Genomic DNA, 23009 nt, shown 5'->3' with positions numbered 1-23009 from the left:
GGGTTCAAACCCCATCGCGCCGCCAGGTCCCGTGTGACCGATCGATCGTCCGGCACGCCGCCACGACCCGAAGCCGTCCGCCGGTCGCTCCGGTCGCTCGCGGACGGGTCCGCGCCCTCCCGCGAGCCGACTGCCGGTTCAACGGCTCCCGAGGTCGGGTCCGTTCCCCCGGAATCCGTCGTCGAAGACGCCGAGCGCGCGGTTCGTTGCGCTCGCGACGCCGCGTCGTTTCTGTCGGGCGGGCGTCTCCCGGACCTCGACCGGGCTATCGCGGCGGCTGCCCGTCGCGGCGACGACGACGTGGCTTCCCGCGGGCGGATCGCTCGGAACTCGCTCCGGCGCCTCGCCGACGCGCTGAGTGGGGGCGCAAGCACGGAACCGGCGGGTGACGCAGACCGCGCGGCCGGCCCGCCGGCCCGCGACGACCGCTTCCGCTCCGGTCGCGGAACGGTTTTAGGAGACACCGCGCAACGTCCGGACAGATGACACGGGTGATCCACACCGGCGACACCCACCTCGGGTACGCACAGTACCACTCCCAGACACGCCAGGCGGACTTCCGGGACGCCTTCGAGCAGGTGGTCGACGACGCAGTCGACGCCGACGTCGACGCCGTGATCCACGCGGGGGATCTGTTCCACGACCGCCGGCCGGAACTGCGGGAGCTCCTGGCGACGATCCGGCTCCTCCGCCGGCTCCGGACGGCCGGGATCCCGTTTCTCGCGGTCGTCGGCAACCACGAGTCGACCAGAAGCGGCCAGTGGCTCGACCTCTTCGAGGACCTCGGACTCGCCGAACGCCTCGGCTCGGAGCCCCGGAGCGTCGGCACGACGGCGTTCTACGGCCTCGATCACGTGCCGAAGTCGCGGCGGGCGGAGCTGGACTACGACTTCGCGCCCCACGACGCCGACTTCGCCGCCCTGGTGGCTCACGGGCTGTTCACCCCCTTCGCACACGCCGACTGGGAGACCGAGACCGTCCTCGCGGAATCGACTGTCGACTTCGACGCCGTCCTGTTGGGCGACAACCACGAGCCCGGAACCGAGACGGTCGACGACACCTGGGTGACCTACTGCGGGTCGACCGAGCGGGCCAGCGCCGCCGAGGAGACCCCTCGCGGCTACAACCTCGTGACGTTCGACGACGAGGTCGACGTCCGGCGGCGGACCCTCGACACCCGGCGGTTCGTCTTCGTGTCGGTGTCTCTGTCGGCGGGCGAAGGCGCCGAGCGGGTCCACGAACAGCTCCGACAACACGACGTGACCGACGCGGTCGCGGTGGTCGAGATCACCGGCGAGGGGGAGTCGGTGGCGCCCGCCGCGATCGAGGAGTCACTGACCGAGCGGGGGGCTCTGGTGGCGCGGGTCACCGACCGCCGGGACCGCGAGGCCGACGCCGACATCGACGTCTCCTTCGCCGACCCCGACGACGCCGTCGCCGAGCGGGTCCGCGAGTTGGGGCTCTCCGAGGCCGCACTCGACGTCGACGAGACCATCCGCTCGGGGGAGACCCCCGACTCGAACGTCCGGGCGGCGGTGGAGTCGCGCGTGGCGGACCGACTCGACGGCGACAGGACAGCGTTCAGGGTCTCGACGGACGGTGAGGATCCTCCGGGAGGTGGCGACGACGTCGCGGATTCCGGAGCGGGCGACGACGCCGAGGAGAGCGAAACGGACGGCGACGAGAACGACGACGGCGGCGACAGCGACGACACTACCGCCATAGCGGAGGAGCCGGCGACCGGGAGCGACGACGACGGCGCCGATCCCGGCGGGGAGTCGGACCGCACGACCGACACGCAGGTCACGCTGGAGGACCTCTGAATGCGGTTCGAACGGCTCCAGCTTCGAAATTTCAAGCCCTACGCCGACGCGGACCTCGAACTCCGGGACGGCGTGACGGTCATCCACGGCCTGAACGGCAGCGGCAAGTCGTCGCTGCTCGAAGCCTGTTTCTTCGCGCTGTACGGCGCCCGTGCGCTCGACGACACGCTCGACGAGGTCGTGACCTCCGGCGCCGACGGGGCCGAGGTGACGCTCCGGTTCGTCCACGACGGCGACGCCTACGAGATCACCCGCGAACTCCGGCGCTCGGGCGACCGGATCTCGACGACGACCTGCACCCTCGACGGCCCGGACGTCGCGGTCGATGGCGCGCGCGACGTGCGGGCGTTCGTGACCGAACGGCTCCGGATGGACGCCGAGGCGTTCGTCAACTGCGCGTACGTCCGTCAGGGAGAGGTCAACAAGCTGATCAACGCCACCCCCACACAGCGACAGGACACGATCGACGACCTGCTCCAGTTGGGGAAGTTAGAGGAGTACCGCGAACGGGCCGGACAGGCCCGGCTGGGGGTCGAAGACGTGCTCTCCGAGCAGCGTGGCGCGCTCTCGAAGCTCGACGCCCAGATCGAGGCGAAGGAGTCGGCCGACCTCCACGCCCGGTTGAACGAACTCGAAACCGAACTCGCGGAGGTCGACGACGAGATCGAGCGGTTCGAGGGGAACCGCGACCGCGCAGAGGAGACGCTCGCCGACGCCGAGGAGGTGCTGTCGACCTACGAGGATCGGAAGGCGGAACTGTCGGAGCTGGACGACGACATCGCGGAGCTGGAGGCGGCCATCGAGGCCGACGAGTCCACCCGCGAGGAACTCAAATCCGAGATCGTCGAGACCCGAGACCGGGTCGAGAAGCTCGAATCCGAGCTGTCGGCCGCGCTCGACGGGGCCGAGATCGACGCGACCGGCGCCGCCGACCTAAACAGCGACGCGATCGACGAGCGCTGCGAAGAGCTCGACGCCGCGGAGGCGTCGATCCGCGAGGATCTTCAGGACGCCAGAGAGCGACGGACGATGCTGTCGAACCAGGCTGAGAACCTCGACGAGCGGGCCGACGAGCTACAGTCCCGCGCGGAGGAGGCCCGGGAACGGGCCGACGACGCCGAGGCGTCGGCCGACGACGCCGACGACCGGGCGGCCGAGCACGGCGAGGAGATGGACCGTATCGACGGCGAGATCGAGTCGCTCCGCGGGCGGTTCGACGACGCCCCGGTCGACGTCGGCGAGGCCGCCACGTACCGGGAGTCGATCCAGGCCGACCTCGACGATGCGAAGGAGGCGGTCACGGAAGCGCGGACGGAACTGGAGTCCGCGCGCGAACGGCTCGAGGAGGCGCGGGAACTCCGCGCCGAGGGGAACTGTCCGGAGTGCGGCCAGCCGGTGGAGGGCTCCCCGCACGTCGCCGCCATCGACGACCACGAAGAGCGGGTCGCGGAGCTCGAATCCGAGGTGCAGGAGGCGCGGGAGCGGCGCGAGGAGCTGACCGACCGGCTGGAGGTTGCCGAGGAGCTTGCGGACGCCGAATCACGGATCGAGAGCCTGCGGGAGCAGCGCTCCCTGGTCGAAGAGCGGGTCGCGGACGCGGAGGAGGCCGCCCGCGAGCGCCGCGCAGAGGCTGAATCCCTCCGGGAGGACGCTGCCGACTACGAGGCCGAGGCCGAAGAGAAACGGGAGGCGGCGGAGACCCAGTCCGAGGCCGCCGCCGAGGCCGCAAAGCGGGTCGAATCGCTGGAGGCGGATCTTGAGACCGTCGCCGAGGCCGCAGAGCGGCTCGACCGGATCGCCGAACTCCGCACCGAGCGCGACGAGATCGAGGCCCGGATCGACCGGCTGCGGGAGCGCCGGGCGGAGCTGTCGGAGCGCAACGACGAGCGCCGGGAGTTCCTCGCGGAGAAACGGGAGCGCCGGCGGGAACTCGCCGACGCGATCGACGAATCGCGGATCCAGGAGGCCGAAGCAAACAGGCAGGAAGCCGAGTCGTACCTCGAACGCGTCGCGGAAAAGCTGGACGAACTCCGGGAGCGACGCGACGAGATCCAAAGCGAGATCGGCAGCGTGAAAGGCGAACTCTCGAACCTCGAGGACCTCCGTACGGACAGGGAGGCGGTGGCGGCCCGCGTCGCGGACCTCGAATCGCTCCACGACGAGATCGCGACGCTGGAATCGGCGTACACCGACCTCCGCGCGGAGCTCCGCAAGCGAAACGTCGAGACGCTCGAACGGATGCTCAACGAGACCTTCGAGCTGGTGTACGGCAACGACGCGTACGCCCGGATCCGGCTTGACGACGAATACGAGCTGACAGTCTTCCAGAAGGACGGAACGGCGCTGGAGCCCGGGCAACTGTCGGGCGGCGAGCGCGCGCTGTTCAACCTCTCGCTGCGGTGTGCCATCTACCGGCTGCTGGCGGAGGGGATCGAGGGGTCGGCGCCGATGCCGCCGCTGATCCTCGACGAGCCCACGGTGTTTCTCGATTCGGGGCACGTCTCCCGGCTGGTGGACCTCGTCGAGGAGATGCGGAGCCTCGGCGTGGCCCAGATCCTGATCGTGAGCCACGACGACGAGCTCGTTGCAGCCGCCGACGACCTGGTGACCGTCGAGAAGGACCCCACCACGAACCGGTCGTCGGTCCGGCGCCACGAGGACGCCGCCCTCGCCGCGGCGGAACTCGGGGCCGACGACTGATACTGTCGGCTATCGTCGCGTGACGGATTACGTAGTCAGTTGCCAGTCGTCGACGACCGGACCCGTCACCGCGTGCCGTACGACCCGAGAGCCGGGGTGGTAGAACCCACCGGACGGACTCACAGGGACGGGGGGCCGCTGCCAGGAGTGCATACCCGGGCGTCGGGGTCTTGTACAACCAGCAGCTACCACAGGGCGTAGAATGAACCTGCTTCGGGTGGTGACGAAGCTCCACCACTACCGGCTCCCGACGATCGGGCTCTGCGGGTTGGCGATGACGCTCGCGTTCTCCGAGCCCGGCACCAGCCTTCGCACCGTTGGGCCGCTCCGACTGGATATGTTCTACGTCTCGGTCGTCGTGTGCGGAACGTTGCTTCTGTCTGTGGTCGTACTCGACGGATACGACCCGGAGGAATACGGACTGGACCCTTGAACCCGTGGGGCCGACTCTGTCTCGGGAGGCCGACGAGGAACCGGTCTCGACCGGTCCGTGTGTGACCCCGGCGCGCGGACGGCCGGTCGCGTGCCGGGAACCACCTGTTCGGCCGGTGGGCTCATACTGTCGGCTATCGTCCCGTGACGGATTTCGACACCCCGGGGTGTCGAAAATCTTCACGTAGTTATAGCCAACAGTATCAACACCGCCGGGATCGACGGTCGAGTATGGGCACGGCGCTTCAGACCCGCGAGGGGCAGGCCGAGGCGGTTCTCGACCGGCTGTACGACGAGTATCCGGACACGACCATCTCGCTTCGGTTCTCGAACCGGCTCGAACTCCTGGTTGCGGTGGTGCTGTCGGCGCAGTGCACCGACGAGCGCGTCAACGCTGTGACCGAAGAGCTGTTCCAGAAGTACGAGACGGCCGCCGACTACGCCGCCGCCGAGGAGTCCGACCTCGCCGACGACATCTACGGGATCACCTTCCACAACAACAAGGCGGGCTACCTGAAGTCGATCGGGGAGACCCTGGTCGAAAAGCACGGCGGGGAAGTCCCCGACACGATGGCGGCGTTGACCGACCTGAAAGGCGTCGGGCGGAAGACCGCAAACGTGGTGCTCCAGCACGGCCACGACGTCGTCGAAGGGGTCGTAGTGGACACGCACGTCCAGCGGCTCTCCCGGCGGCTCGGGCTCACCGACGAGGAGCGCCCCGAGGCGATCGAACCGGAGCTGATGGCGCTGTTCCCCGAGTCCGACTGGCAGCAGTCGACCCACCTGTTCATCAGCCACGGCCGCGAGGTCTGTACCGCCCGCACCCCCGACTGCGAGGCGTGCGTCCTCGAGGACATCTGTCCCTCCTCGAAGCTCGACAGCGACGTCGACCTCGCCTCCGGCGACCCCTGGGAGTGAGGTCCGGCCGCGGCAAGCCGGGTCAGGGTCGGCGCTACCCGAGCAGATACCGGGTCAGGAACTGGTAGAGCCCGAGCAGCCACGCCAGAAACCAGAAGATCACGTAGCCGAAGACGCCGACGCGGAGCCGGCCGCGCCACGCGCCCATATTCGGGTGGAGGTCGTCGAGGTCGACGTCCCGCGTGGGGTCGGAGTAGAGGTCGGCCTCGCGTTTCACCTGGAGGATGCGGACGATCCCGGTGAGCGCGAACGCGAGCAGGGCGTACGCCTGCAGCCCCAACACGGCGTGGAGCACGAGCACCCCCCGGAGCTGGTCGAGCAGCCGCGGCACCATCCACCCCGCGACCGGGATCGTGTTGAGAACGAGCCCGGGGACGATGAACTTCAGGTGGTGGATCAGGACGTCCCAGGTCACCACCTCGGCGTCGATCATGATCCACGCGCCGTAGAGGTAGAACGGCAGGCTCGCAGTGACCATCAGCGCGGCGCCGGTCGCGATGGTCGAGTCTGAAACCATCGGGCTCGCTACGGCGTCCCGCGGTGTAAAGTGACCGACTCGGAGCCGTCCGGGCGGCGGTGGGATCCGGGAACCGTTACCCTAAGGAGTGTGCCGGTGCAAGCGTCGCGGGATGACCGAGTCGCCGGAGAAGTCGTCCGCGGCGGACCGTCGCTCGGAGCCGACCGACGACGATGGAAGTACGGGCGCGTCGGCCGGCGCCGAGGGGACAGCAGCGGCCGACGGCGACACGGCGACGGGAGCCGACGAAGCCACGGAAGCGGGGACGGACGCGGGCGAACCCGCGGAACCGGGGACAGCAGCGGCCGACGGCGACAGCGGTGACAGCGAGGATCTCGACGCCCTCCGGGAGCAGGTCGAGGAGACCTACGACTTCGAGAACTTCGGCCCGGCGGATATGGCCGAGATGAGCTTAGAGGAGTGGGAGGCGGCGTTCGACCCCGAGACCTGGATCGTGGGCGAGGAGCTGCTCGACCGAGTGGAGCAGGAACTCAACGCCCGGGTCGCGATCCGCGAGATCTTCGCGATCGTCGAGCGGGTCGACGACGACGGCGAGGATCGCGTGATCGCCTACTCCGACGAGGGGTATGCGGTCATCTACGCCGACGGAAGCGTCGAAGGCGAGGGGACCGTCCTGCGCGACGTGAAGCCGACCGTCGCGCTGTGCTCGATGGACAGCTACGAACTGATGGACCCGCCGGCGGACGGCTCCCTGCCGGAACCGCGGGAGGTCGTCGAGGGCAGCGGCGAGTTCGGGAACCTGATGCTGCAGGTCGTCGCCGGCGTGCAGATGTTGGTCGGCGTCGGGCTGTTGATCGCGTGGCTCGCGCTTCCGTCGCTGTCAACTGTCGTGGCACCGATCGCGGCCATCGGCTTCCTGGTGATCGGCTTCTTCCTGTTTCTGGTGGTCGCCAACGCTCGGCTCTCCGATCGGTTCCGCGTCGAGGAGTTCCGCAACCGGCTCCGGGCGCTCGAAAACGCCGACGAGCAGTGGGCCAACGTGCTCCCCGAGGAGGCGAGAGGCGACGCTGCCGTCGACGACGGAACCGGGCCCGACCAGCGGCGCGAACTGGGCGCCGACAGGGGGCAGGCCGGGGCCGACGGCCACGGAGAGTCAGGCGCGGACACGACCGGAAGCTCCGGCCCGTAGACACCCACTCAGGCGGGGAGTCGGTGGCTTTAAACGCATTCCATTCTGAGGCTGAACTGTATGAAACGGCGGGACTTCCTACGGACGGCAAGCGTCCCTGCTGGCGCCGCGACGGCCGCCGCCACGACCTCCGGCCTCGGAGCCGCACAGGAGGAAACCGAGGGCGGCGGTGGGGGCGGGACAGCCACGGTCACGGTCGGCCCCGGCGGATCTCTAGTGTTCTCGCCCGGTACCGACGAGCCCCTGCAGATCGCTCCCGGGACGACGGTCGAGTTCGTCTGGGAGTCGAACAACCACAACATCGTCGTCGACAGCCAGCCGGAGGGCGCCGGCTGGGAGGGCCACGAGCCCCTCGAGAACTCCGGGTTCACCTACGAGCACACCTTCGAGACGCTCGGTACCTACGAGTACTACTGTGACCCCCACCAGACTGCCGGAATGGTCGGTTCCATCGAGGTCGTCGAGAACCCCAACGCCGGGGGCGGCGGGGGCGGCAAGAAGGAACTCCACTCCTTCGGCGTCCCGATCCACGCCCACTGGGTCGGTGCCGCCACGATCCTCGGGATCATCGTGACGATCATCTTCACGTTCTACGTGCTGAAATACGGTGAGTCCGCACACACGGGCACCGGGAGGAACTCGTAATGTCATCCAGCGGAAGCACCTACGGCGACATCCACCGGTACGAACCGGCGCGTGAGAGTACCGCCGCGGCGATCGCGATCGTGCTGCTCACCGTCATCGAGGTCCTGTTCGTGTTCCTGTTCACCTACGGTCTCGTCTCCGGGTGGGGGCTGACCGAGACCGGGAACATGTACCTCGGCGCGGTGTTAGCCGTCATTTTCATTGACCTGGCGTTCATCCTGGCGATGTACAGAAAGGAGTTCCTCCCGGACGTCGTGATCGTCAAGAAGCGGCGTCGGAAGTGGGAGGACCTCTACATCCGCGAGGACGACGTCGACGGCACGCCGTTCGCCGACGGCGCGTGGGACCACGTCAAACGGGCGATCTACCCGTACTACAAGCGATAACAATGAGCCTCGAAAAGAAAGACGAGTACGATCACAAGGGGTGGATGAAGGAGAAGGACCTCTCCCCCGTGGAGACGGCCTTCCTGACCACCCTCATCTGGCTCGACAAGCGGCTCCGCATCGTCGATTATCTGGAGCTGATGGAGAACCTCTATTACAAGGTCAACCTCCAGATGCCGAAGAGCCACACCGAGCAGTACAACCTCGACAACAAGTTCTGGTACTGGTACCCGCTGTACACGCTGGGACTGTTCTCCACCCTGGCGTACGTGGTCGCCGCCATCTCCGGCGCACTGTTGGGCTTCTACTACAGCCCCTCGGCCGCGGCGGGGACGGAGGCCGCCGGCACCGTCGCCTACGAGAGCATCGCGTTCATCATGCGGGACCTCCAGTTCGGCTATATGCTCCGGTCGATCCACCGGTGGTCCGCGCAGGTGATGGTCGCGGCGGTGTTCCTCCACATGCTCCGGGTGTACTTCACCGGGGCGTACAAGGAACCGCGGGAGCTCAACTGGCTGATCGGCATCGTGTTGATCAGCCTGACGATGGTGTTCGGGTACACCGGCTACCTGCTGCCGTGGGACCAGCTCGCGTTCTGGGCCGGCCAGATCGGCGTCGAGATGTCGCTGTCGATCCCGCTGGCCGGCGAGTGGGTCGCCCAGCTCCTGTTCGGCGGCTTCTCGTTGAGCCAGGCGACGCTACAACGGATGTATATCATCCACGTGTTCCTGTTGCCGTTCGTGGTGACGACGCTGATCGCCATCCACATCGGCATCGTCTGGGTGCAGGGCATCGCGGAACCCCACTAAACAATGACCGACGACACAACCGACTCAAAGACCGAATCCGAGGCCGAACAGCCCCGCGCTGACGGGAGTGGCATCGTCGCGCCGGACGACGAGACCCCGACGTGGCGCGAGCGCAAGGAGCGCACCCAGGGGCTCTCACAGCTCACCTACGAGTACTTCGAACGGGCCCGCCGCGAGGATCAGGACCTCCGCCAGGAGTCCGACTACGTCGAGCGCGACGTGCTCGCGTTCCCGACGTGGCCCCACGAGGTCATCCGGAACCTCGCGATCGCGAGCTTCTTCGTGGGAATGTTGATCTTCCTGTCGGCGACGCTGCCGCCGCACATCGGCGACCCCGCCGATCCGTCGAGCACGCCCGCGATCATCCTGCCGGACTGGTATCTCTACTGGTCCTTCGGGTTACTCAAGCTCGGTCCCCTGAACCCGGACCTGTCGATCCTGGGTGGCCAGAAGCTGATGGCCGACCGGACCTACGGCGTGCTCGCGAACATCGTCGTGGTCGGGTTCGTCGCCATCGTTCCCTTCCTCAACAAGGGAAGCGCCCGGCGCCCCGTCGAGCAGCCGTTCTGGGCGGCCGTCGGCGTCGGCGGCGTGCTCTTCGCGTTCACGATCAGCGTCTACTCCGCGAAGAACCTGATCCCGATGAACCTTCATCTGCTCTTCGACCTGACGTTCCTCGTACCGATCGTCGGCGGGTTCGTCACGTGGGCGGTGCTGAAGACGATGCGCGAGGGGTATATGTACGACCTCAACCGCCGGTACTACCGGCTCCGACCGCCGAAATAGCGGCCCGACGCGCTCGGGCCGTCCGCGGCTGGCCGCTTCAGTTCTCTCCCCGCGCTCCGACGTCTCCACACGGAAAGGCCCATTTCGGTGCCCCGCGTAGTACGGACGATGACCGACGGAGACGCCACGGGCGCGGCGGCGGACGAGGGAGAGCCGCGGACCGACACGGGCGGGGGCGGCCGCGACATCGTCGTCCCGATGCGGCTCTACAAGACCGTGACCGTGTTTTCGACGCTGATCGCGGTGGTGAGCGTCGTGTTCGGGTTTATGCTCCTCGACGCTGCGACGCTCAACGTGAGTTTCCTGGGTGGGATCGTCCGCGCCCTCCTATCGGCCGGCGGCGTCGGCGTCGCGGACAGCATTCTGAGTACGCTCTTCGCCGCGGCCGGTCTGGGGATCATCGGGTTCGGCGCCGGGGTGTACGTCGTCGGGACCCGGTTCCGTGCGGCGGGGATGGGAAAGCCTCAAGAGGACTCCGACGAAGGTCCAGACAACGATGGCTGACGAGTTCATCAAGGGACTGAGCATCTTCACCGGCGCCGGGCTGGCGTGGATGGTACTCGCCGGGTGGTACCGCACGCCGAGCTTCGAGAGCGAACAGCAGCTGGTGGCCCCCGTCGAGCTCTCGGAGTCGGCGACGATGTTCGACTCGCTGGGCGTCGTCCTGATGGACGTGTTCTTCTGGTTCGCGATCATCGGCGCGCTGACCTTCTGGGTGCTCATCCCCGCCGTGCGGCGCGCCAGCGAGGCCCTCGACGAACGCGCCGGATAGGCCCCGGGTGCGATTGGAAAAACTCTAATGACTCGTGTGCGCATCCCCGAGTATGCAACCGCTACAGTTTCTCGTCCCCATCGGTGCGCTTGAGGCCGTCGCGCCGGTTCTCCCCTTCGTCATCCTCGCGTTCGCGGTCGGAAACATGATCACCCGGATCATCCAGCACAGCCGCCACGAGTCGCAGGCGGCGGCGGGTGACGACGACGAGGCGCTCAGCCGGTGGCCGCCCCACACCGCGACCAATCTGGGGCTGGTGCTGTCGTCGCTGGTTTACCTGATCGTCGAACCACACGGCGGGATGGTGATGTCGGTGCTCGCGCTCTCGGTTTTCGTCTCGGACTTCTTCGAGTACGAGTCGCGGTGTGTCGAGGCCCGCTCGAAGAGCAAGGACCTCGACCGGCCGGTCGCAGCCATCGGGGCGTCGGTGTTCGCGCTGCTGTATGCGGGCTACCAGAGTCTGTTTTTCGTGATCGAGCCGCTCTGGAACGCCGTGGTCTGAAGCGGCGAGCCACCACGGATCCGACTCAATCGGTCGAGAACTGCCGGGCGGCGACGAGCGATAGCGACCCGTTCGTCCCGACGTCGACGGGGGCGTCCGGCGGCACCGACCGGACTTCCTCGTCGTCGAGACGGAGCGTCACGTCGGCCTCGTCGCGCTCCACCGACAGCGACATCGGCGGGCGGAGCACCCACGGGTGGGCGTGCATCGCGTACGCCGACACGGGGACCGCGACGAGGCCGGTCCCGGGGGCGATCACGGGGGCGCCGGCGTCGCGGGCGTAGCCCGTACTGCCCAGCGGCGTCGCAACGACGACCCCGTCGGCGCGGACGGTCTCGAACCAGCCGTCCGTGGAACCGATCCCGAACTCCGAGATCCGGGCGGGTTCGGCGGTCAGAAGCGTCACGTCGGCGACCGCGCTGCCCGCGCGTTCGCCTGCGACCGCGACGTCGAAAAGCGGGTGGGCGACCGTTCGGAGGTCGCCGTCGCCGGCGGCCTCGACGACGGCGCCGGCCGCGCGCTCGGCGAGGTCGTAGCGGCCGACACCGGCCGCGACGGGTGCGATGGGTGTCTCGGGGCGGTGTCGGGCGACCGCGAGCAGCGCGGGCTCCCCGACCGCGAACGCGATCCGAGCACCGTCGAGCGCGTCAGGGACCACGGCGTCAGGGGCAACACGCTCCACGCGGGCGTCGGTGCCCGCAAGCGCGTCGGCGAGGGGCCGTCCTTCGGCGACGACCACGACCGGGACCTCGCTCACTGCCGGCCCTCCGCGTTGCCCGGATCGCTCCAGCGCATACGGGACGGTACGCCGGTCGGGTCAAAAGACCCGTGGGTTCGTCACCGGTCGAGGGTGCGACGCCGACGCGGGGCGCGGGCCCACCACCGGCCGGGAGTCACCGTTCGAGCGCCCCGTCGAGAACGTCTAAGACCTGCGCGGGGAACTCGACGTGCGGGAGGAGTTTGGCGTCGTCGACCACCACCAGTCGGCAGTCGGCGGCCTCGGCGAGGTCGCGCCCGCGGCGCAACGGCGTGATCTCCGCCTCGCGGCCCCACAGCAGCGTCACGGGAACGTCGATATCGCCGAGCGCGGCTTCGAGGTCGACGTCGGCGTTGAGGAAGCCGCTGATGAACGACGCCGGGGCGTACCGCGCGTTCGGCTGGTGGGCGGTCCGCCACTCGTAGTCGATCCACGACTCGTCCACGCGGTCGGTGTCGTAGTACCCGTGGTCGGCGTTGAAGTACCGGATCGACGGCTTCGAGGTGAGGAGGTTGAACAGGGCTTCCCCGACCACCGGCGACCGGAGCAGTTCCCGGAGTGTGAGGTTCCGGTCGGGGCCGCCGCGTTCGGTCGGGCAGATCAGGACCACCGAGGCGAGGTCGAGGTCGTCGGCGACGTCGAGGAGGTAGGCACCGGTGATCGACGACGCGACGACCGCGGGCGAATCGAACGCCGCGAGGAAGTCACGGACGAACTCGGTGTACAGCGACGCGGAGTACCGGAGCGGCGGCCGCTCGGAGGTGCCGAACCCCGGGAGGTCAGGCGAGACGACGTGGTAGTCGTCCGCGAGGTCGTCGAACACCTTCCGGTACTCGCCGTTCGACCCCGCGGCGTTGATCCCCGGAAGGAGCACGAGGTCGGGGTCGGCGGGGTCGCCCGCCTCGGCGTACCGGACGTCGATGTCGTTCCACGCGAAGGTCCGTCGTGTGCCGTCGAGTGCCGGCTCCAGCGGGGGTGCCCGCCGTCGGAGCACGGCGTTTGCGAACGCGGCGGCGCCGACGCCCGCCGCGAGCCCGCCGGCAACGGATCTGACGTTCATATCGGGATCCAGGGACGGGAGCGTCTTCAGGTTGCTGGCAGCGGCCGCAGGTCCCGGTACGGCGGTCCGTGCCCTCACTCGTCGCCGAGTGCGGACGGGTCGTCGCCGTCCGTGGCCGCGTCCTCCCCGGCGGCGTCGACGCAGTCGGCGATCGGATCGAGGATCTCCGAGGCGACCGTATAGGGATCGGTCTCCCCCGCGAGCACGCGGTCGGCGAGGGCGTCGAGCCCACCCCGTCGCCGGATCTCGGCGTCGAGGAGGACGTTCGCGTCCTCGCGGACGAGCCGCCGGATCTCCGCGGCGTGGCGGGACCGCGCCCGCTCCGTTCCCGCGCCCGACGCCCGAAGGTACGCCGCGTGGGCGTCGAACGCGTCGACGAGGTCGTCGATACCCTCGCCCGCGGTCGCGACCGTCGTGACGACGCGCGGCTCCCACTCCGGGGCTCCGGAGTCGGAATCGGCCGGGGCCGTGGGGTCAGTGTCGCCGGGAGCGGCCCCCGGGCCGTGGTGGCCGGCGGCGCTGCCGGCCCCCGCACCGTCTCCGTCCCGGCGGTGGAGCATCTCCTCGAGTTCCGCGATCAGCCGGTCGACGCCGTCCATATCCGCCTTGTTGACGGCGAAGACGTCGCCGATCTCCAGGATCCCGGCCTTCAGCATCTGGATGTCGTCCCCGCTGCCGGGCTGGACCACCACCGCGACCGTGTCGGCGGTCCGGACGATGTCGACCTCGTTCTGGCCGGCACCGACCGTCTCGACGAGCACGACGTCCTTGCCGAAGGCGTCGAGCGCGTGGACCGCGTCGGTGGTCGCCGTCGAGAGGCCGCCGAGCCGACCGCGGGCGCTCATCGAGCGGACGAACACGTCCATATCGCCGACGGTGGCGGCCATCCGGATCCGATCGCCCAAAACCGAGCCGCCGGAGTACGGCGACGCCGGGTCGACAGCGACGACGCCGACCGTCTCGCCACGGTCGCGGTAGGCGGCCGCGAGTTTGTCCACGAGCGTCGACTTCCCCGCGCCGGGGCTGCCGGTGATCCCGATCACCGCGGCGGTTCCAGTGTGCGGGTGAAGCCGGGAGACCAGGTCGCGGTGGCCCGGCGCGCGGTCCTCGATCCGGGAGATGACGCGGGCTAAAGCGCGATGTTCGCCGTCGAGCAACGCCGCGACCAGCCGTCGGTTCCGATCGGCCACCTCGGGGTCGAGGTCGGCCGCCGGACTCGAGTCGTGGGAAGGGTCGGTCATCGGGATCTCACGCCGGATCGTCGGTCCGGGCCGGGGCGTTCTCGCGGACGAAGTCGACGGTCTCCTGCATCGGCGTCCCCGGGCCGAAGATGGCTGCGACGCCCATCTCCCGCAGTCCGTCGCGGTCCTCCTCGGGGATGATCCCCCCGACGATCAGAAGCGTATCCGTGAAGGCGCCGTACTCCTTGAGGCCCTCGACGATCTTCGGGACCAGGGTGTTGTGCGCACCCGAGAGGATCGAAATCCCGAGCACGTCGACGTCCTCCTGGACCGCCGCCTGGACGATCTCCTCGGGCGCGCGGTGGAGGCCGGAGTAGACCACCTCGAACCCCGCGTCCCGGAACGCACGGGCGATGACGTGTGCCCCCCGGTCGTGGCCGTCGAGCCCCACTTTCGCGATGAGACACCGGATCGGCCGGTTGCGTTCCCCTCCCGCGTCGGCGCTCATACGCCCGCCTTCGGCGGCCCGCGGTTTGGTTCTACCGGAGGGCGAGCGGGCGGGACTACGGCACACTCGGCTCCGGAAACTCCCGCGGCGCCGCCGCTCAACCCTGCCCGTCCCCGTCGATCTGCTCGGTCCGGTAGACGCCGAAGGCGTACGCAGATCCATCCGGCGGGGACACCGGGATGACGGTGAGCGGAACCTCCCGTTCCCGGTCGTCGACCCGCCTGACGACCGTTCCCCGGGAGGTCTCACCCCCGTCCAGCACCGCCTCGTACCGCCTTTGTTCCGCCTCCGTTGGAACCACCGCCGACAGCGGCCGCCCCGCGAGGTTCCCGTCGAACGCCGCCTCGTAGGCGTCGTTCGAATCCGCAACTGTGAGGTCTCCCTCCTGCCGCTCGACACAGAGGATGGGGACCGGCACCGCCGTGTAGAACGCGTGGAGGCGGTCGCGCTCGGCTCGGAGCGTCACCTCGCGTTCGAGGCGGGCGAGCGCCTCGCGGGTGTACCCCGCGAGGATCTCCGCGAACTCCTTGTCGTGCTCGTCGAACGCATCGTGGGACCGGGAGGCGATCTGGAGGACGCCCCGGGAACCGATCGGGACGCTCAACACCGCGTGGAGGTCGTCGTGTTCGGGGACGGCGTCGGGGTCCGACTGCATATCCGTCACGACTTCAGCCTCCCCGGTCTGCAGCGTTCGGCCGGCGATCTCATCCGTGATGCCGGACGGGGTCAGGTCCAGTTCGGGCAGTGCCGACGCCCGCGGCACCAGCCGGTCGCCGTCGACCAGCAGGATCACGCAGCAGTCGAACGCCAAGGCGTCGGTCGCGGCCTCCACCGCCCGGTCGAGGACGTCGTCGACGGTCTCACACCCGGTTATGTCGCCGGCGTAGCGGCTCAACGCCGTCAGTTGCGTGTTCTGATCTTCGAGGTCGCTCCGTCTGCGGGCCGCCCTGACGGCCGCGCGGACGCGGTCTGCGAGCGCCGCAACGGGGATCGGCCCGGTGCCGTCTTCCGCGTCCGTCTCGACGACGGGACGCTCACAGACGACCGCCGGGATCGACGTATCCTCGGCCAGCCGGCCGAGCGGCTCGACCTCCCGTCCGAGAACCACGACGCAGTCGATCGTCGGGCCGAGGTCCTCGAGGTACTCCGCGGCCGTCCGTTCGTCCCTGAGCACCACGTCCGCCCCGAGTCGGTCCTCGATGCCGTCGGCGACGATCTCGGGGTCACAGTCGCCGCCCTCCCCGCCGGACGGGTCCCCCGGCGGGTCGGCCGGACCGCCGGGTGCTCGGCCGCCGCTGTCGGCGACGGACGCGTCACTCTCGTTGTCGGCGGCGGTCCCCCCGGGCCCGCTGTCACTCCCCGGAGCGTCCCCGCCGCCAGCGGCGGATCCGCCCCCACCACGGCCGACCCCGGACGCGTCGCCGCCACGGACGAACGAACCGCCGCTCGGGCCGCGCTCCGACCCGGACGGGACGACGACGAGGACACGCCCCCCCACAGGCTCCTCGGACACGTGCCGGATGTGGCTCGTCACCAACCTAAAAGGTTCGGTCAACTGAGAGTTCCGACGGGCTATGCGACGTGTTCGTCCAGGAAGGCCACGATCGCGCTGTAGGCTTCGACCCGGTTCTCCAGTTTAGAGAGGCCGTGGCCCTCGTCCTCGAAGACGAGCTCGCGGACGGGGACGTGGTCGCTCGCGGCCTCGACGAGCCGTCTGGCTTCCGAAACCGGGACCCGGGGGTCGTTCGCGCCGTGGAGGACGAAAAGCGGCGCCGAGATCCGCTCGACGTTGTTGAGCGGCGAGATGGATTCGAGCAGTTCCCGGTCCTCCTCCAGGGACCCGTACTCGGCCTCCCGGAGTTCGCGCCGCCACTCCCCGGTGTTTTCGAGGAACGTCACGAAGTTGGCGATGCCGACGATGTCGATGCCGGCGGCCCACAGGTCGGGATACTCCGTCATCGCCGCGAGAACCACGAACCCGCCGTAGGAGCCGCCCATCGCGACGATCCGGTCGTCGTCGACCGCCGGGTGGTCCCACAGCCACTCCACGCCGGCCTCGATGTCGGCGACCGCGTCCATCCGCTTTTCGACGTCGTCGAGGTGGCTGTAGGCCTTGCCGTACCCCGCTGAGCCGCGGACGTTGGGCTCGAAGACGGCGTATCCGTTCGCCAGGAAGTACTGCGTGACCGCGGCGAAGGCGGGCCGCCGCTGGGACTCCGGCCCGCCGTGGATGTCGACGATCACCGGCGTCTCGCCCGCCCCGGTGTCGTCGTCGGGCAGCGAGAAGAACGCCGGAATCTCCCGGCCGTCGAAGGTGGGATAGTGGACGAGTTCGGGCTCGACGAAGCTCTCCGGGGGGATCCCCGCGGTCGAGGCGTGGGTCCACCGCTCCGCGATCCCCGTGTCGGCCTCGACGACGCACACGTTGGCTGGGCTCCCGCGTCGCGTGACGGTCACCGCGAAGCGCTCCCCGGTCGGGTCGAAGGCGACCCCGCCCGCGACCCCCCGCGGGAGGTCGGGGTCCGGGAGCGGGTCGATCGTGTCGCCGTCGAGGTCGCCGACCGTCAGTTCGGTGTACCCGTCGACGTTCGTACTGTAGACGATCCGGCCGGACTCGTCGTCGACCGCAACGCCGTCGATCTCCCAGTCGGGGTCCGAGGCGATCGGGGAGAAGGTCCCGTCGGCGACGTCGACGCGCCAGAGGTCCAGAGTGTCGCTGTCGCGGTCGGAGACGAGGTAGACGGACTCCCCGTCCGGCCCCCATTCGGCGCTCCGAAACCGGACCGTCCCCTCGTGTGGCGTGAGGTGGGTGAGTTCGCCGCTTTCGATATCGAGGACGTACACGTCCTGGTCGACGTTCGAGTACGCCTCCGAAACGATGAGCGCGGAGTCGTCGGGCGAGAACCCGCCGGCCGTCAGCCAGCCGTCGCCCTCGAAGACCAGTTCGGCGTCGTCGCCGACGCCGTCGCGATCCTGGACGTACACGTCGAACACCGACCGGTCGCGGCGGTTCGAGGTGAACGCAACGCGGTCGCCGTCGTGGCTCCACCCGCCCCAGCGGTGTTTCGCCTCCGGGGTCGCGGTGAGGTTCGCGACCGCGCCGGACGCCAGGTCGTAGCGGTGGAGTTGCGCCCGCTCGTTGCCGCCCTCGTCCATCCCGAAGACGAACTCCGCCCGCTCCGGCGACCACGAGGCGAAGGTCACCCGCTCCTCGAAGACGGTGTGTTGCTCGGGCCACCCGCCGGGGTCGGTGAGGCTCCACACCTGCGGCACCCCGGTGGAATCGAGCAGGAACCCGAGTCGGTCGCCGTTGGGGCCGAACGAGGCACTGTGGGCGCTCCGGACGTTGAGATAGCGTTCGATGTCGTGGGCCATACCTCCGGCACGACGGGCAGCGGTGAAAGCGTTCGGGTGGGTCTACTCGACGGATCCCCCGAAGTCGTCGAGGGACGTCCGCCCGTCGTCGATCCACCCGCGCATCCGGGCGTATGCCGTGGGGTTGTTCGGGACGCCTTCGGTGTTCAGAAGCGTCTCCGGGAACAGCTCGTAGGCGATCCCGACGAGCTGGTACTCCAGTTCCGCGAGGTAGGGGTAGGTGTCCGGATACGGGCCTTCGCTGCGATCCCACGCCCGGATCCAGATGTAGACCGGGCGGCGGAGCCGGCGGGTTTCGGGCTCGAAGAGCCGGGTTGCCCACATCTCGTATTTCGCCTTCGGCTCCTCGTGGTTGGCGGCATCCACCTCGTCGCAGTCGGCGAGGACGGCCGCGCTGAGGTCGCCGATGTGGTACGCGTTCCCGTATCCCCATCGGGCGAACTTCCCCCCGGTCGCGGAGACGGCGTCGAGGTTCGCGCTCAGCCCCTCGTCGGCCCGTCGGAAGGTACCCGTCTTTCCGATGTAGTACGGGACGACTCGGGAACCCTCAACCGCGTACATCAGATACAGGAGGCCGTCGTACTCCCCGCTGTGAGTCTCGTGGTCTTCGACGACAGTGTCGATGGCGTCCCGAAGCCGACGGTCCATCGCGTCGCTCCGCCGGAGCACCGGGCGTCGCCGTGTCCGGCCGTACTGCGTCAGTTCGACACGGAGCCCGGCGTCGTCGTTCGAGTAGCAGTCCCCGGACGATTCGGTCGCAAACAGCGGTGTCGGATCGCCGATGTCGACGTTGCGGTCGATCCACGCCTCCCACAGGGTTCGTTTCGTCCCCCGCACCGCAGGTCCCTCAGATCACGCCCTCGGTCTTCAGCCCCTCGATGACGTCGTCGACGAGCGACTCGACGCTGTGGTACGGGAAGTCCTGGTGGCCCCCGAGTTTCGAGGCCAGCTCCATCGCGCTCAGCGTCCGATCCCCGGCGGTGAACGTCGTTCGGGGGCCGTCCGGGAGCGTCGGGACGAGGTCCATCTGGCTCGTGACCGGGAACTCGGCGTCACTGAACGCCTCGGTGAACTGCTGGCGGAGCTCCGCCTCAACGTCTGTCATAGCCGGGAGGTGCGGGAGGATCCGCAAAAGCGTTCCGGAACCGTCAGTCCCGACGGACGCGACAAACCAAAGTATTCACTACAGCGGATTCCCAACGCCCGAGTATGACCAACGGCACCGCGAAGCTGTCGCGTCGCGCCTTTCTCACGACGGCCGCCGGAACCGCCGCGGCCGCCGGGGCGACCGGGACCGCCGCGGCACAGGAGGGCGGCAGCGAGGAGGTGATCGTCGGCCCCGGGGGCTCCCTGGTGTTCGAGCCCGGCACCGACGAGCCCCTGCAGGTCACGCCCGGGACGACGGTGACGTTCACCTGGGACTCGGACAACCACAACATCGTCGTCGACAGCCAGCCGGAGGGCGCCGGGTGGGAGGGCCACGAACCCATCGAGAACTCCGGGTTCACCCACGAGCACACCTTCGAGACGCTCGGTACCTACGAGTACTACTGTGCGCCCCACCAGAGCGCCGGGATGGTCGGGTCCATCGAGGTCGTCGAGTCAATCGAGACCGAGGCCCCCGCGAACCTCCCGGAGGTCCCCGATTCCGCGAAGACCCTCGGCGTCGCGGCGACGTTCGCGATGGTCGCGACCCTCGGGCTCGCCTTCTTCTTCCTGAAGTACGGCGGCGACTACGAGTTCGAAGAGGAGTAGTCGCCCTCGGTTTCCACCGCGGTATCGTCAGAAGAGGCCGTAGGCGTCCCGTTCGTCCTCGTACACCCGCTCGTAGGTCTCCAGTACGTGGTCGTGGTCGTACCCGGCGAACGCCCCGTTGAACGACGCCCGGTCGTGGCCGGCCGCGGCGACGACCTCGTCGGCCAGTTCCTGGGGGGTGGTCACCCGCACGCCCCGGTCGCAGTTCTCCACGAGTTCGTGAGCGCTCGACGCCGCCTGATACTCCACGACCCCGACGCAGCCGCACGCCAGCGCCCAGAGCAACTCCCGGGCGAACGGTTCCACGGTCGCGGTCTGGGCGAAGACGTGGGCGCCCTTCAGGATCGGGACGAACTCCTCGGGGGAAAGCGATCCGAGAACGGAGACGCGGTCGTCGATCCGGAGCTCCGCGGCGGTTTCGACGGCGGCCTCGCGTTCGGGGCCGTCGCCGACGACGACGGCCCGCCACTCGCGGTCCCGAAGCTCCGCCAGGGCGAGCAGGAACGACGCGACGTTCGCGTGTTCGTCGAGCCGACGGGCGTACACCAGGTCCGCGCGGTTGTCGACGTCGGCAGAGCGCACCAGGTCGACGTCGATCGACCCGGGGACGACGGTGACGTCCTCTCCGGCTGCGCCGCGTTCGCGGACGCCCGTCTTCACCAGCTCCGAGGGCACGAGCACGCGGTCGGCGGTCCGCGCCGCCCGCCGGATCATCCGGTCGGTGTCGCCCTCCCGGACCGCCCACCACTCGACGAGCACCGGAACCCGGAGGACCCGCGCGGCGGTCCGGGCGGCCGCGACCTGCGACGGCGGGCTGTTCGCGGCGTGGATCACGTCCGGGCCGACCCGCCGCAGCGCGAAGGGAAGCTTCGAGGCGAACGCCCGCGCCGACGTCCCCTCGGTGACCGCGACGTAGTCGACGTCGGCCTGTGTGAACGAGTCGAGCGGCCCCTCCCACCACTTCGCACACAGAAAGGAGACGTCGTGGCCGCGGGCCGCCAGGCCCTCAGCGACCCGTCGCGCCCGCGCCGTCGCCCCGTCGGAGCGGCGTTGATCGGGGTACAGCGAGACGAACGCGACGTGCATACCCGTGAGTTTCCACGCGGCGACAAAAATCCTCGACATCCGGGGTGGGGACGCCGCGACACCGACCCGTCCGCGGGTTCAGACCAGAAGCAGCGCAGCCGCGGCCGATTCGACGTACTCCCACGCGAAGACGTGGTTCAGGAGGAGGTAGGTGACGACGCCGAGCGCCAAGGAGAGCAGCCACGCGCTCGCCGCCACCCGTCCGACCCGTCGGTGGGGGGTCGCGGTCCGGAGTTCGGTCGGGGAGTGCGTGAGCCCCAACACCAGCGCGAACACCACCACCGGCACCGAGACGATCGAGAGCACGATGTGGATCGCAAGCATCGCCAGATACGGGTAGTACGCGAGCGTCGGGCCGACGAACTCCTTGGTGCCGCCGCCGCCGATCTTCAGGAGATAGAGCACCAGGAAGACCAGGATCAGGACGAAGGAGGTGGTCATCGCCGCGGCGTGTTTCCGCACCTCGTCGCGGCGGATCCACCGCCACCCCGCGGCGATCACGACGACGTTGATCGCGTTCACGACGGCGATGGCGTCGGCGAGGCGGTTGACTGCGGCGAGCGAGAGGTCCGGAAACACCCGGGCGGGGACGACGCCGAGGAACGTGCCGATCACGGCCGCGTAGCCCAGAATAGAGAGGACCGTAGCGGCCGCGAGCGGGTGGCGCTTGATCGGGCTGTCGGCGCTCGCAGTTGCCATATTCGCGCTCGGAACCGCGGCGTATTCGGTCTTCTGATCGGCGGTCGCCGGCGGGGTGGGCGGCCCCGCGCCGCCACTACACCACGCCGGTGAACGTCGCCGCCTCGATCGCGGCGGCCTCGCTGACGCCGTCGCCGAGGATGGTATACCGGTCGCGGATCGTATGCGCGGTCGTGACCGCCTCGAGGAAGGTGTCGTCGTCGATCCCCAGCCCGTCGGCAGTGGTGGGGGCGTCGAGGTCGTCTAAGGCGTCCCGGATGTCCGCCCACTCGCCGCGCTCGCCGGAGTGGAGGTATTCGGTCACGATGGCGGCGACGCCGACCTGGTGGCCGTGGAGCGCCTCGCCGGGGACGAGCCGGTCGAGCCGGTGGGAGATCAGGTGCTCCGCGCCCGAGGCGGGCCGCGAGGAGCCCGCGATCGACATCGCCACGCCCGAGGAGACGAGCGCCTTCGCCACCAGCCACGCCGACTCCTCGAAGCCGGGTTTGATCGCCGCCGAGGACTCGACGAGCATCTCCGCGGTCATCTGTGAGAGCGCGCCGGCGTACTCGCTGTACTCAACGTTCTTCAGCCGGTTGGCGAGCTGCCAGTCCTTCACCGCGGTGTAGTTGGAGATGATGTCGGCACACCCCGCGGTGGTGAGCTCCCACGGCGCCTCCGCCAGGATCTCGGTGTCGGCAACGACCGCGAGCGGCGGGTCGGCGGCGACCGAGTGGCGGGTGTCGCCCTCCGGGATCGACGACCGGCCGGAGACGATGCCGTCGTGGCTGGCGGCGGTCGGGACGGAGACGAACCCACACCCCAGCCGGTCGGAGGCCATCTTCGCGGTGTCGATCGGCTTCCCGCCGCCGAGCGCGATCAGGTAGCCCGACTCCGCAGCCGTGGCGGCGTCGGCGACACGCTCGACCGCGTCGAAGCCAGCGGACTCGATCACGACCGTCTCGGCGTCGGGGAACCCTTCCCTGACTCGGTCACCGACGAGATCGTTCGGCGTCGGACTGGTCACCACGAGCGGGGGCCCCGAGAGGTAGAGCTCCTCGACCGCCGCCGAAAGCTCTCTGAGGACGCCGTGGCCGACGAGGACGTTCCGCGGGAGTTTGATCCACGTCGTCTTCTCGAACATACCCCGCGTTGCGCGGGCGGCCTCA

At 69.3% G+C, this 23009-nt stretch carries 26 protein-coding genes; 14 read left to right on the top strand and 12 right to left on the bottom strand.

Translation table 11 applies throughout. From position 1 onward, the window contains the following. Positions 1 to 33 precede the first annotated feature (33 nt). From H5V44_RS05870 to nth, 5 genes are all read left to right on the top strand, one after another. Positions 34 to 486 (top strand): hypothetical protein, encoded by a 453-nt coding sequence (locus tag H5V44_RS05870; protein ID WP_185192187.1) that lies wholly within the window; start codon positions 34 to 36, stop codon positions 484 to 486. After that, positions 483 to 1823 carry a DNA double-strand break repair protein Mre11 gene (gene mre11, locus H5V44_RS05865; protein WP_185192186.1) on the top strand — a complete coding sequence of 447 codons (1341 nt, stop codon included), beginning with the start codon at positions 483 to 485 and terminating at the stop codon, positions 1821 to 1823. Before H5V44_RS05870 ends, mre11 begins: the two co-directional genes overlap by 4 nt. Beyond that, positions 1824 to 4523, top strand: a complete 2700-nt coding sequence (gene rad50, locus H5V44_RS05860; RefSeq protein ID WP_185192185.1) for a DNA double-strand break repair ATPase Rad50 — start codon at positions 1824 to 1826, stop codon at positions 4521 to 4523. It begins immediately after the preceding gene. A gap of 202 nt (positions 4524 to 4725) precedes the next feature. Continuing rightward, on the top strand, positions 4726 to 4956 hold the full coding sequence (locus tag H5V44_RS05855; protein WP_185192184.1) for a hypothetical protein: 231 nt from the start codon (positions 4726 to 4728) through the stop codon (positions 4954 to 4956). A 230-nt stretch (positions 4957 to 5186) separates the two neighbouring features. Then, positions 5187 to 5873, top strand: coding sequence for an endonuclease III (gene nth, locus H5V44_RS05850; protein WP_185192183.1), 687 nt, complete (start codon positions 5187 to 5189; stop codon positions 5871 to 5873). Between the two features lie 34 nt (positions 5874 to 5907). On the opposite strand, the gene H5V44_RS05845 is transcribed toward nth, so the two are convergent. Then, positions 5908 to 6390 (bottom strand): DUF7321 family protein, encoded by a 483-nt coding sequence (locus H5V44_RS05845; protein ID WP_185192182.1) that lies wholly within the window; start codon positions 6388 to 6390, stop codon positions 5908 to 5910. A 112-nt stretch (positions 6391 to 6502) separates the two neighbouring features. On the opposite strand from H5V44_RS05845, the gene H5V44_RS17495 reads away from it, so the two are divergent. From H5V44_RS17495 to H5V44_RS05805, 8 genes are all read left to right on the top strand, one after another. After that, positions 6503 to 7540: a DUF7319 domain-containing protein gene (locus H5V44_RS17495; protein ID WP_246403797.1), complete on the top strand. Its 1038-nt coding sequence runs from the start codon at positions 6503 to 6505 to the stop codon at positions 7538 to 7540. A gap of 60 nt (positions 7541 to 7600) precedes the next feature. Then, positions 7601 to 8185 carry a plastocyanin/azurin family copper-binding protein gene (locus tag H5V44_RS05835; protein ID WP_185192181.1) on the top strand — a complete coding sequence of 195 codons (585 nt, stop codon included), beginning with the start codon at positions 7601 to 7603 and terminating at the stop codon, positions 8183 to 8185. After that, entirely contained in the window at positions 8185 to 8571 is a 387-nt protein-coding gene (locus H5V44_RS05830; RefSeq protein ID WP_185192180.1) for a DUF7318 family protein, read from the top strand. Before H5V44_RS05835 ends, H5V44_RS05830 begins: the two co-directional genes overlap by 1 nt. Before the next feature lie 2 nt (positions 8572 to 8573). Continuing rightward, positions 8574 to 9380, top strand: a complete 807-nt coding sequence (locus H5V44_RS05825) for a cytochrome b (protein ID WP_185192179.1) — start codon at positions 8574 to 8576, stop codon at positions 9378 to 9380. A gap of 3 nt (positions 9381 to 9383) precedes the next feature. After that, positions 9384 to 10166 (top strand): cytochrome bc complex cytochrome b subunit, encoded by a 783-nt coding sequence (locus H5V44_RS05820; RefSeq protein WP_185192178.1) that lies wholly within the window; start codon positions 9384 to 9386, stop codon positions 10164 to 10166. A 108-nt stretch (positions 10167 to 10274) separates the two neighbouring features. Next, positions 10275 to 10670 carry a DUF7315 family membrane protein gene (locus H5V44_RS05815; RefSeq protein ID WP_185192177.1) on the top strand — a complete coding sequence of 132 codons (396 nt, stop codon included), beginning with the start codon at positions 10275 to 10277 and terminating at the stop codon, positions 10668 to 10670. Next, entirely contained in the window at positions 10663 to 10938 is a 276-nt protein-coding gene (locus tag H5V44_RS05810) for a DUF7314 family protein (RefSeq protein ID WP_185192176.1), read from the top strand. The genes H5V44_RS05815 and H5V44_RS05810 overlap by 8 nt, the downstream gene beginning before the upstream one ends. Positions 10939 to 10990: 52 nt before the next feature. Then, positions 10991 to 11440: a DUF7313 family protein gene (locus tag H5V44_RS05805; protein WP_185192175.1), complete on the top strand. Its 450-nt coding sequence runs from the start codon at positions 10991 to 10993 to the stop codon at positions 11438 to 11440. 25 nt (positions 11441 to 11465) lie between these two features. On the opposite strand, the gene H5V44_RS17960 is transcribed toward H5V44_RS05805, so the two are convergent. The 8 genes from H5V44_RS17960 to H5V44_RS05765 form a co-directional block, all read right to left on the bottom strand. After that, positions 11466 to 12197, bottom strand: coding sequence for an NAD(+)/NADH kinase (locus H5V44_RS17960; RefSeq protein ID WP_343067690.1), 732 nt, complete (start codon positions 12195 to 12197; stop codon positions 11466 to 11468). Positions 12198 to 12333: 136 nt separating this feature from the next. Then, positions 12334 to 13257: an alpha/beta fold hydrolase gene (locus tag H5V44_RS05795; protein ID WP_185192174.1), complete on the bottom strand. Its 924-nt coding sequence runs from the start codon at positions 13255 to 13257 to the stop codon at positions 12334 to 12336. Between the two features lie 74 nt (positions 13258 to 13331). Further along, positions 13332 to 14498, bottom strand: coding sequence for a methylmalonyl Co-A mutase-associated GTPase MeaB (gene meaB / locus H5V44_RS05790; protein ID WP_185192173.1), 1167 nt, complete (start codon positions 14496 to 14498; stop codon positions 13332 to 13334). Positions 14499 to 14505: 7 nt separating this feature from the next. Continuing rightward, a complete protein-coding gene (locus H5V44_RS05785; protein WP_185192172.1) occupies positions 14506 to 14946 on the bottom strand; it encodes a cobalamin B12-binding domain-containing protein in 441 nt (146 codons plus the stop codon). Positions 14947 to 15043: 97 nt separating this feature from the next. Continuing rightward, positions 15044 to 16459 (bottom strand): GAF domain-containing protein, encoded by a 1416-nt coding sequence (locus H5V44_RS17955; RefSeq protein WP_185192171.1) that lies wholly within the window; start codon positions 16457 to 16459, stop codon positions 15044 to 15046. 59 nt (positions 16460 to 16518) lie between these two features. Beyond that, positions 16519 to 18321, bottom strand: coding sequence for a S9 family peptidase (locus tag H5V44_RS05775; protein ID WP_185192170.1), 1803 nt, complete (start codon positions 18319 to 18321; stop codon positions 16519 to 16521). 42 nt (positions 18322 to 18363) lie between these two features. After that, the gene (locus tag H5V44_RS05770; RefSeq protein ID WP_185192169.1) at positions 18364 to 19158 is read right to left on the bottom strand and encodes a hypothetical protein; all 795 of its coding nucleotides are present in this window, start codon (positions 19156 to 19158) and stop codon (positions 18364 to 18366) included. Positions 19159 to 19168: 10 nt separating this feature from the next. After that, positions 19169 to 19426, bottom strand: coding sequence for an MTH865 family protein (locus H5V44_RS05765; RefSeq protein WP_185192168.1), 258 nt, complete (start codon positions 19424 to 19426; stop codon positions 19169 to 19171). A gap of 104 nt (positions 19427 to 19530) precedes the next feature. Here H5V44_RS05765 and H5V44_RS05760 point away from each other — a divergent pair, with 104 nt between their 5' ends. Beyond that, positions 19531 to 20076, top strand: a complete 546-nt coding sequence (locus tag H5V44_RS05760; protein WP_185192167.1) for a plastocyanin/azurin family copper-binding protein — start codon at positions 19531 to 19533, stop codon at positions 20074 to 20076. A gap of 27 nt (positions 20077 to 20103) precedes the next feature. Here H5V44_RS05760 and H5V44_RS05755 read toward each other — a convergent pair whose 3' ends face one another. The 3 genes from H5V44_RS05755 to H5V44_RS05745 all read right to left on the bottom strand — a co-directional run bounded on the left by H5V44_RS05755 (position 20104) and on the right by H5V44_RS05745 (position 22984). Continuing rightward, a complete protein-coding gene (locus tag H5V44_RS05755) occupies positions 20104 to 21162 on the bottom strand; it encodes a glycosyltransferase family 4 protein (protein WP_185192166.1) in 1059 nt (352 codons plus the stop codon). 78 nt (positions 21163 to 21240) lie between these two features. Next, a complete protein-coding gene (locus H5V44_RS05750) occupies positions 21241 to 21861 on the bottom strand; it encodes a DUF420 domain-containing protein (RefSeq protein WP_185192165.1) in 621 nt (206 codons plus the stop codon). Between the two features lie 76 nt (positions 21862 to 21937). Next, positions 21938 to 22984: an NAD(P)-dependent glycerol-1-phosphate dehydrogenase gene (locus tag H5V44_RS05745; RefSeq protein ID WP_185192164.1), complete on the bottom strand. Its 1047-nt coding sequence runs from the start codon at positions 22982 to 22984 to the stop codon at positions 21938 to 21940. Positions 22985 to 23009 lie beyond the last annotated feature (25 nt).

This window comes from Halobellus ruber, assembly GCF_014212355.1.
Taxonomy (GTDB): Archaea; Halobacteriota; Halobacteria; order Halobacteriales; family Haloferacaceae; genus Haloquadratum; species Haloquadratum rubrum.
This window is presented reverse-complemented; position numbering and strand designations above follow the sequence as displayed.

What these genes read in the sequence shown, in the direction of transcription:
- H5V44_RS05795 (WP_185192174.1), bottom strand. Translation starts at nt 13,257, where the DNA reads ATGAACGTCAGATCCGTTGCCGGCGGGCTCGCGGCGGGCGTCGGCGCC.
- H5V44_RS05760 (WP_185192167.1), top strand. Translation starts at nt 19,531, where the DNA reads ATGACCAACGGCACCGCGAAGCTGTCGCGTCGCGCCTTTCTCACGACG.
- H5V44_RS05755 (WP_185192166.1), bottom strand. Translation starts at nt 21,162, where the DNA reads ATGCACGTCGCGTTCGTCTCGCTGTACCCCGATCAACGCCGCTCCGAC.
- mre11 (WP_185192186.1), top strand. Translation starts at nt 483, where the DNA reads ATGACACGGGTGATCCACACCGGCGACACCCACCTCGGGTACGCACAG.
- H5V44_RS05745 (WP_185192164.1), bottom strand. Translation starts at nt 22,984, where the DNA reads ATGTTCGAGAAGACGACGTGGATCAAACTCCCGCGGAACGTCCTCGTC.
- H5V44_RS05855 (WP_185192184.1), top strand. Translation starts at nt 4,726, where the DNA reads ATGAACCTGCTTCGGGTGGTGACGAAGCTCCACCACTACCGGCTCCCG.
- H5V44_RS17495 (WP_246403797.1), top strand. Translation starts at nt 6,503, where the DNA reads ATGACCGAGTCGCCGGAGAAGTCGTCCGCGGCGGACCGTCGCTCGGAG.
- rad50 (WP_185192185.1), top strand. Translation starts at nt 1,824, where the DNA reads ATGCGGTTCGAACGGCTCCAGCTTCGAAATTTCAAGCCCTACGCCGAC.
- H5V44_RS05815 (WP_185192177.1), top strand. Translation starts at nt 10,275, where the DNA reads ATGACCGACGGAGACGCCACGGGCGCGGCGGCGGACGAGGGAGAGCCG.
- H5V44_RS05825 (WP_185192179.1), top strand. Translation starts at nt 8,574, where the DNA reads ATGAGCCTCGAAAAGAAAGACGAGTACGATCACAAGGGGTGGATGAAG.
- H5V44_RS05820 (WP_185192178.1), top strand. Translation starts at nt 9,384, where the DNA reads ATGACCGACGACACAACCGACTCAAAGACCGAATCCGAGGCCGAACAG.
- H5V44_RS05810 (WP_185192176.1), top strand. Translation starts at nt 10,663, where the DNA reads ATGGCTGACGAGTTCATCAAGGGACTGAGCATCTTCACCGGCGCCGGG.
- nth (WP_185192183.1), top strand. Translation starts at nt 5,187, where the DNA reads ATGGGCACGGCGCTTCAGACCCGCGAGGGGCAGGCCGAGGCGGTTCTC.
- H5V44_RS05785 (WP_185192172.1), bottom strand. Translation starts at nt 14,946, where the DNA reads ATGAGCGCCGACGCGGGAGGGGAACGCAACCGGCCGATCCGGTGTCTC.
- H5V44_RS05845 (WP_185192182.1), bottom strand. Translation starts at nt 6,390, where the DNA reads ATGGTTTCAGACTCGACCATCGCGACCGGCGCCGCGCTGATGGTCACT.
- H5V44_RS05835 (WP_185192181.1), top strand. Translation starts at nt 7,601, where the DNA reads ATGAAACGGCGGGACTTCCTACGGACGGCAAGCGTCCCTGCTGGCGCC.
- H5V44_RS05805 (WP_185192175.1), top strand. Translation starts at nt 10,991, where the DNA reads ATGCAACCGCTACAGTTTCTCGTCCCCATCGGTGCGCTTGAGGCCGTC.
- H5V44_RS05775 (WP_185192170.1), bottom strand. Translation starts at nt 18,321, where the DNA reads ATGGCCCACGACATCGAACGCTATCTCAACGTCCGGAGCGCCCACAGT.
- meaB (WP_185192173.1), bottom strand. Translation starts at nt 14,498, where the DNA reads ATGACCGACCCTTCCCACGACTCGAGTCCGGCGGCCGACCTCGACCCC.
- H5V44_RS05765 (WP_185192168.1), bottom strand. Translation starts at nt 19,426, where the DNA reads ATGACAGACGTTGAGGCGGAGCTCCGCCAGCAGTTCACCGAGGCGTTC.
- H5V44_RS05750 (WP_185192165.1), bottom strand. Translation starts at nt 21,861, where the DNA reads ATGGCAACTGCGAGCGCCGACAGCCCGATCAAGCGCCACCCGCTCGCG.
- H5V44_RS05830 (WP_185192180.1), top strand. Translation starts at nt 8,185, where the DNA reads ATGTCATCCAGCGGAAGCACCTACGGCGACATCCACCGGTACGAACCG.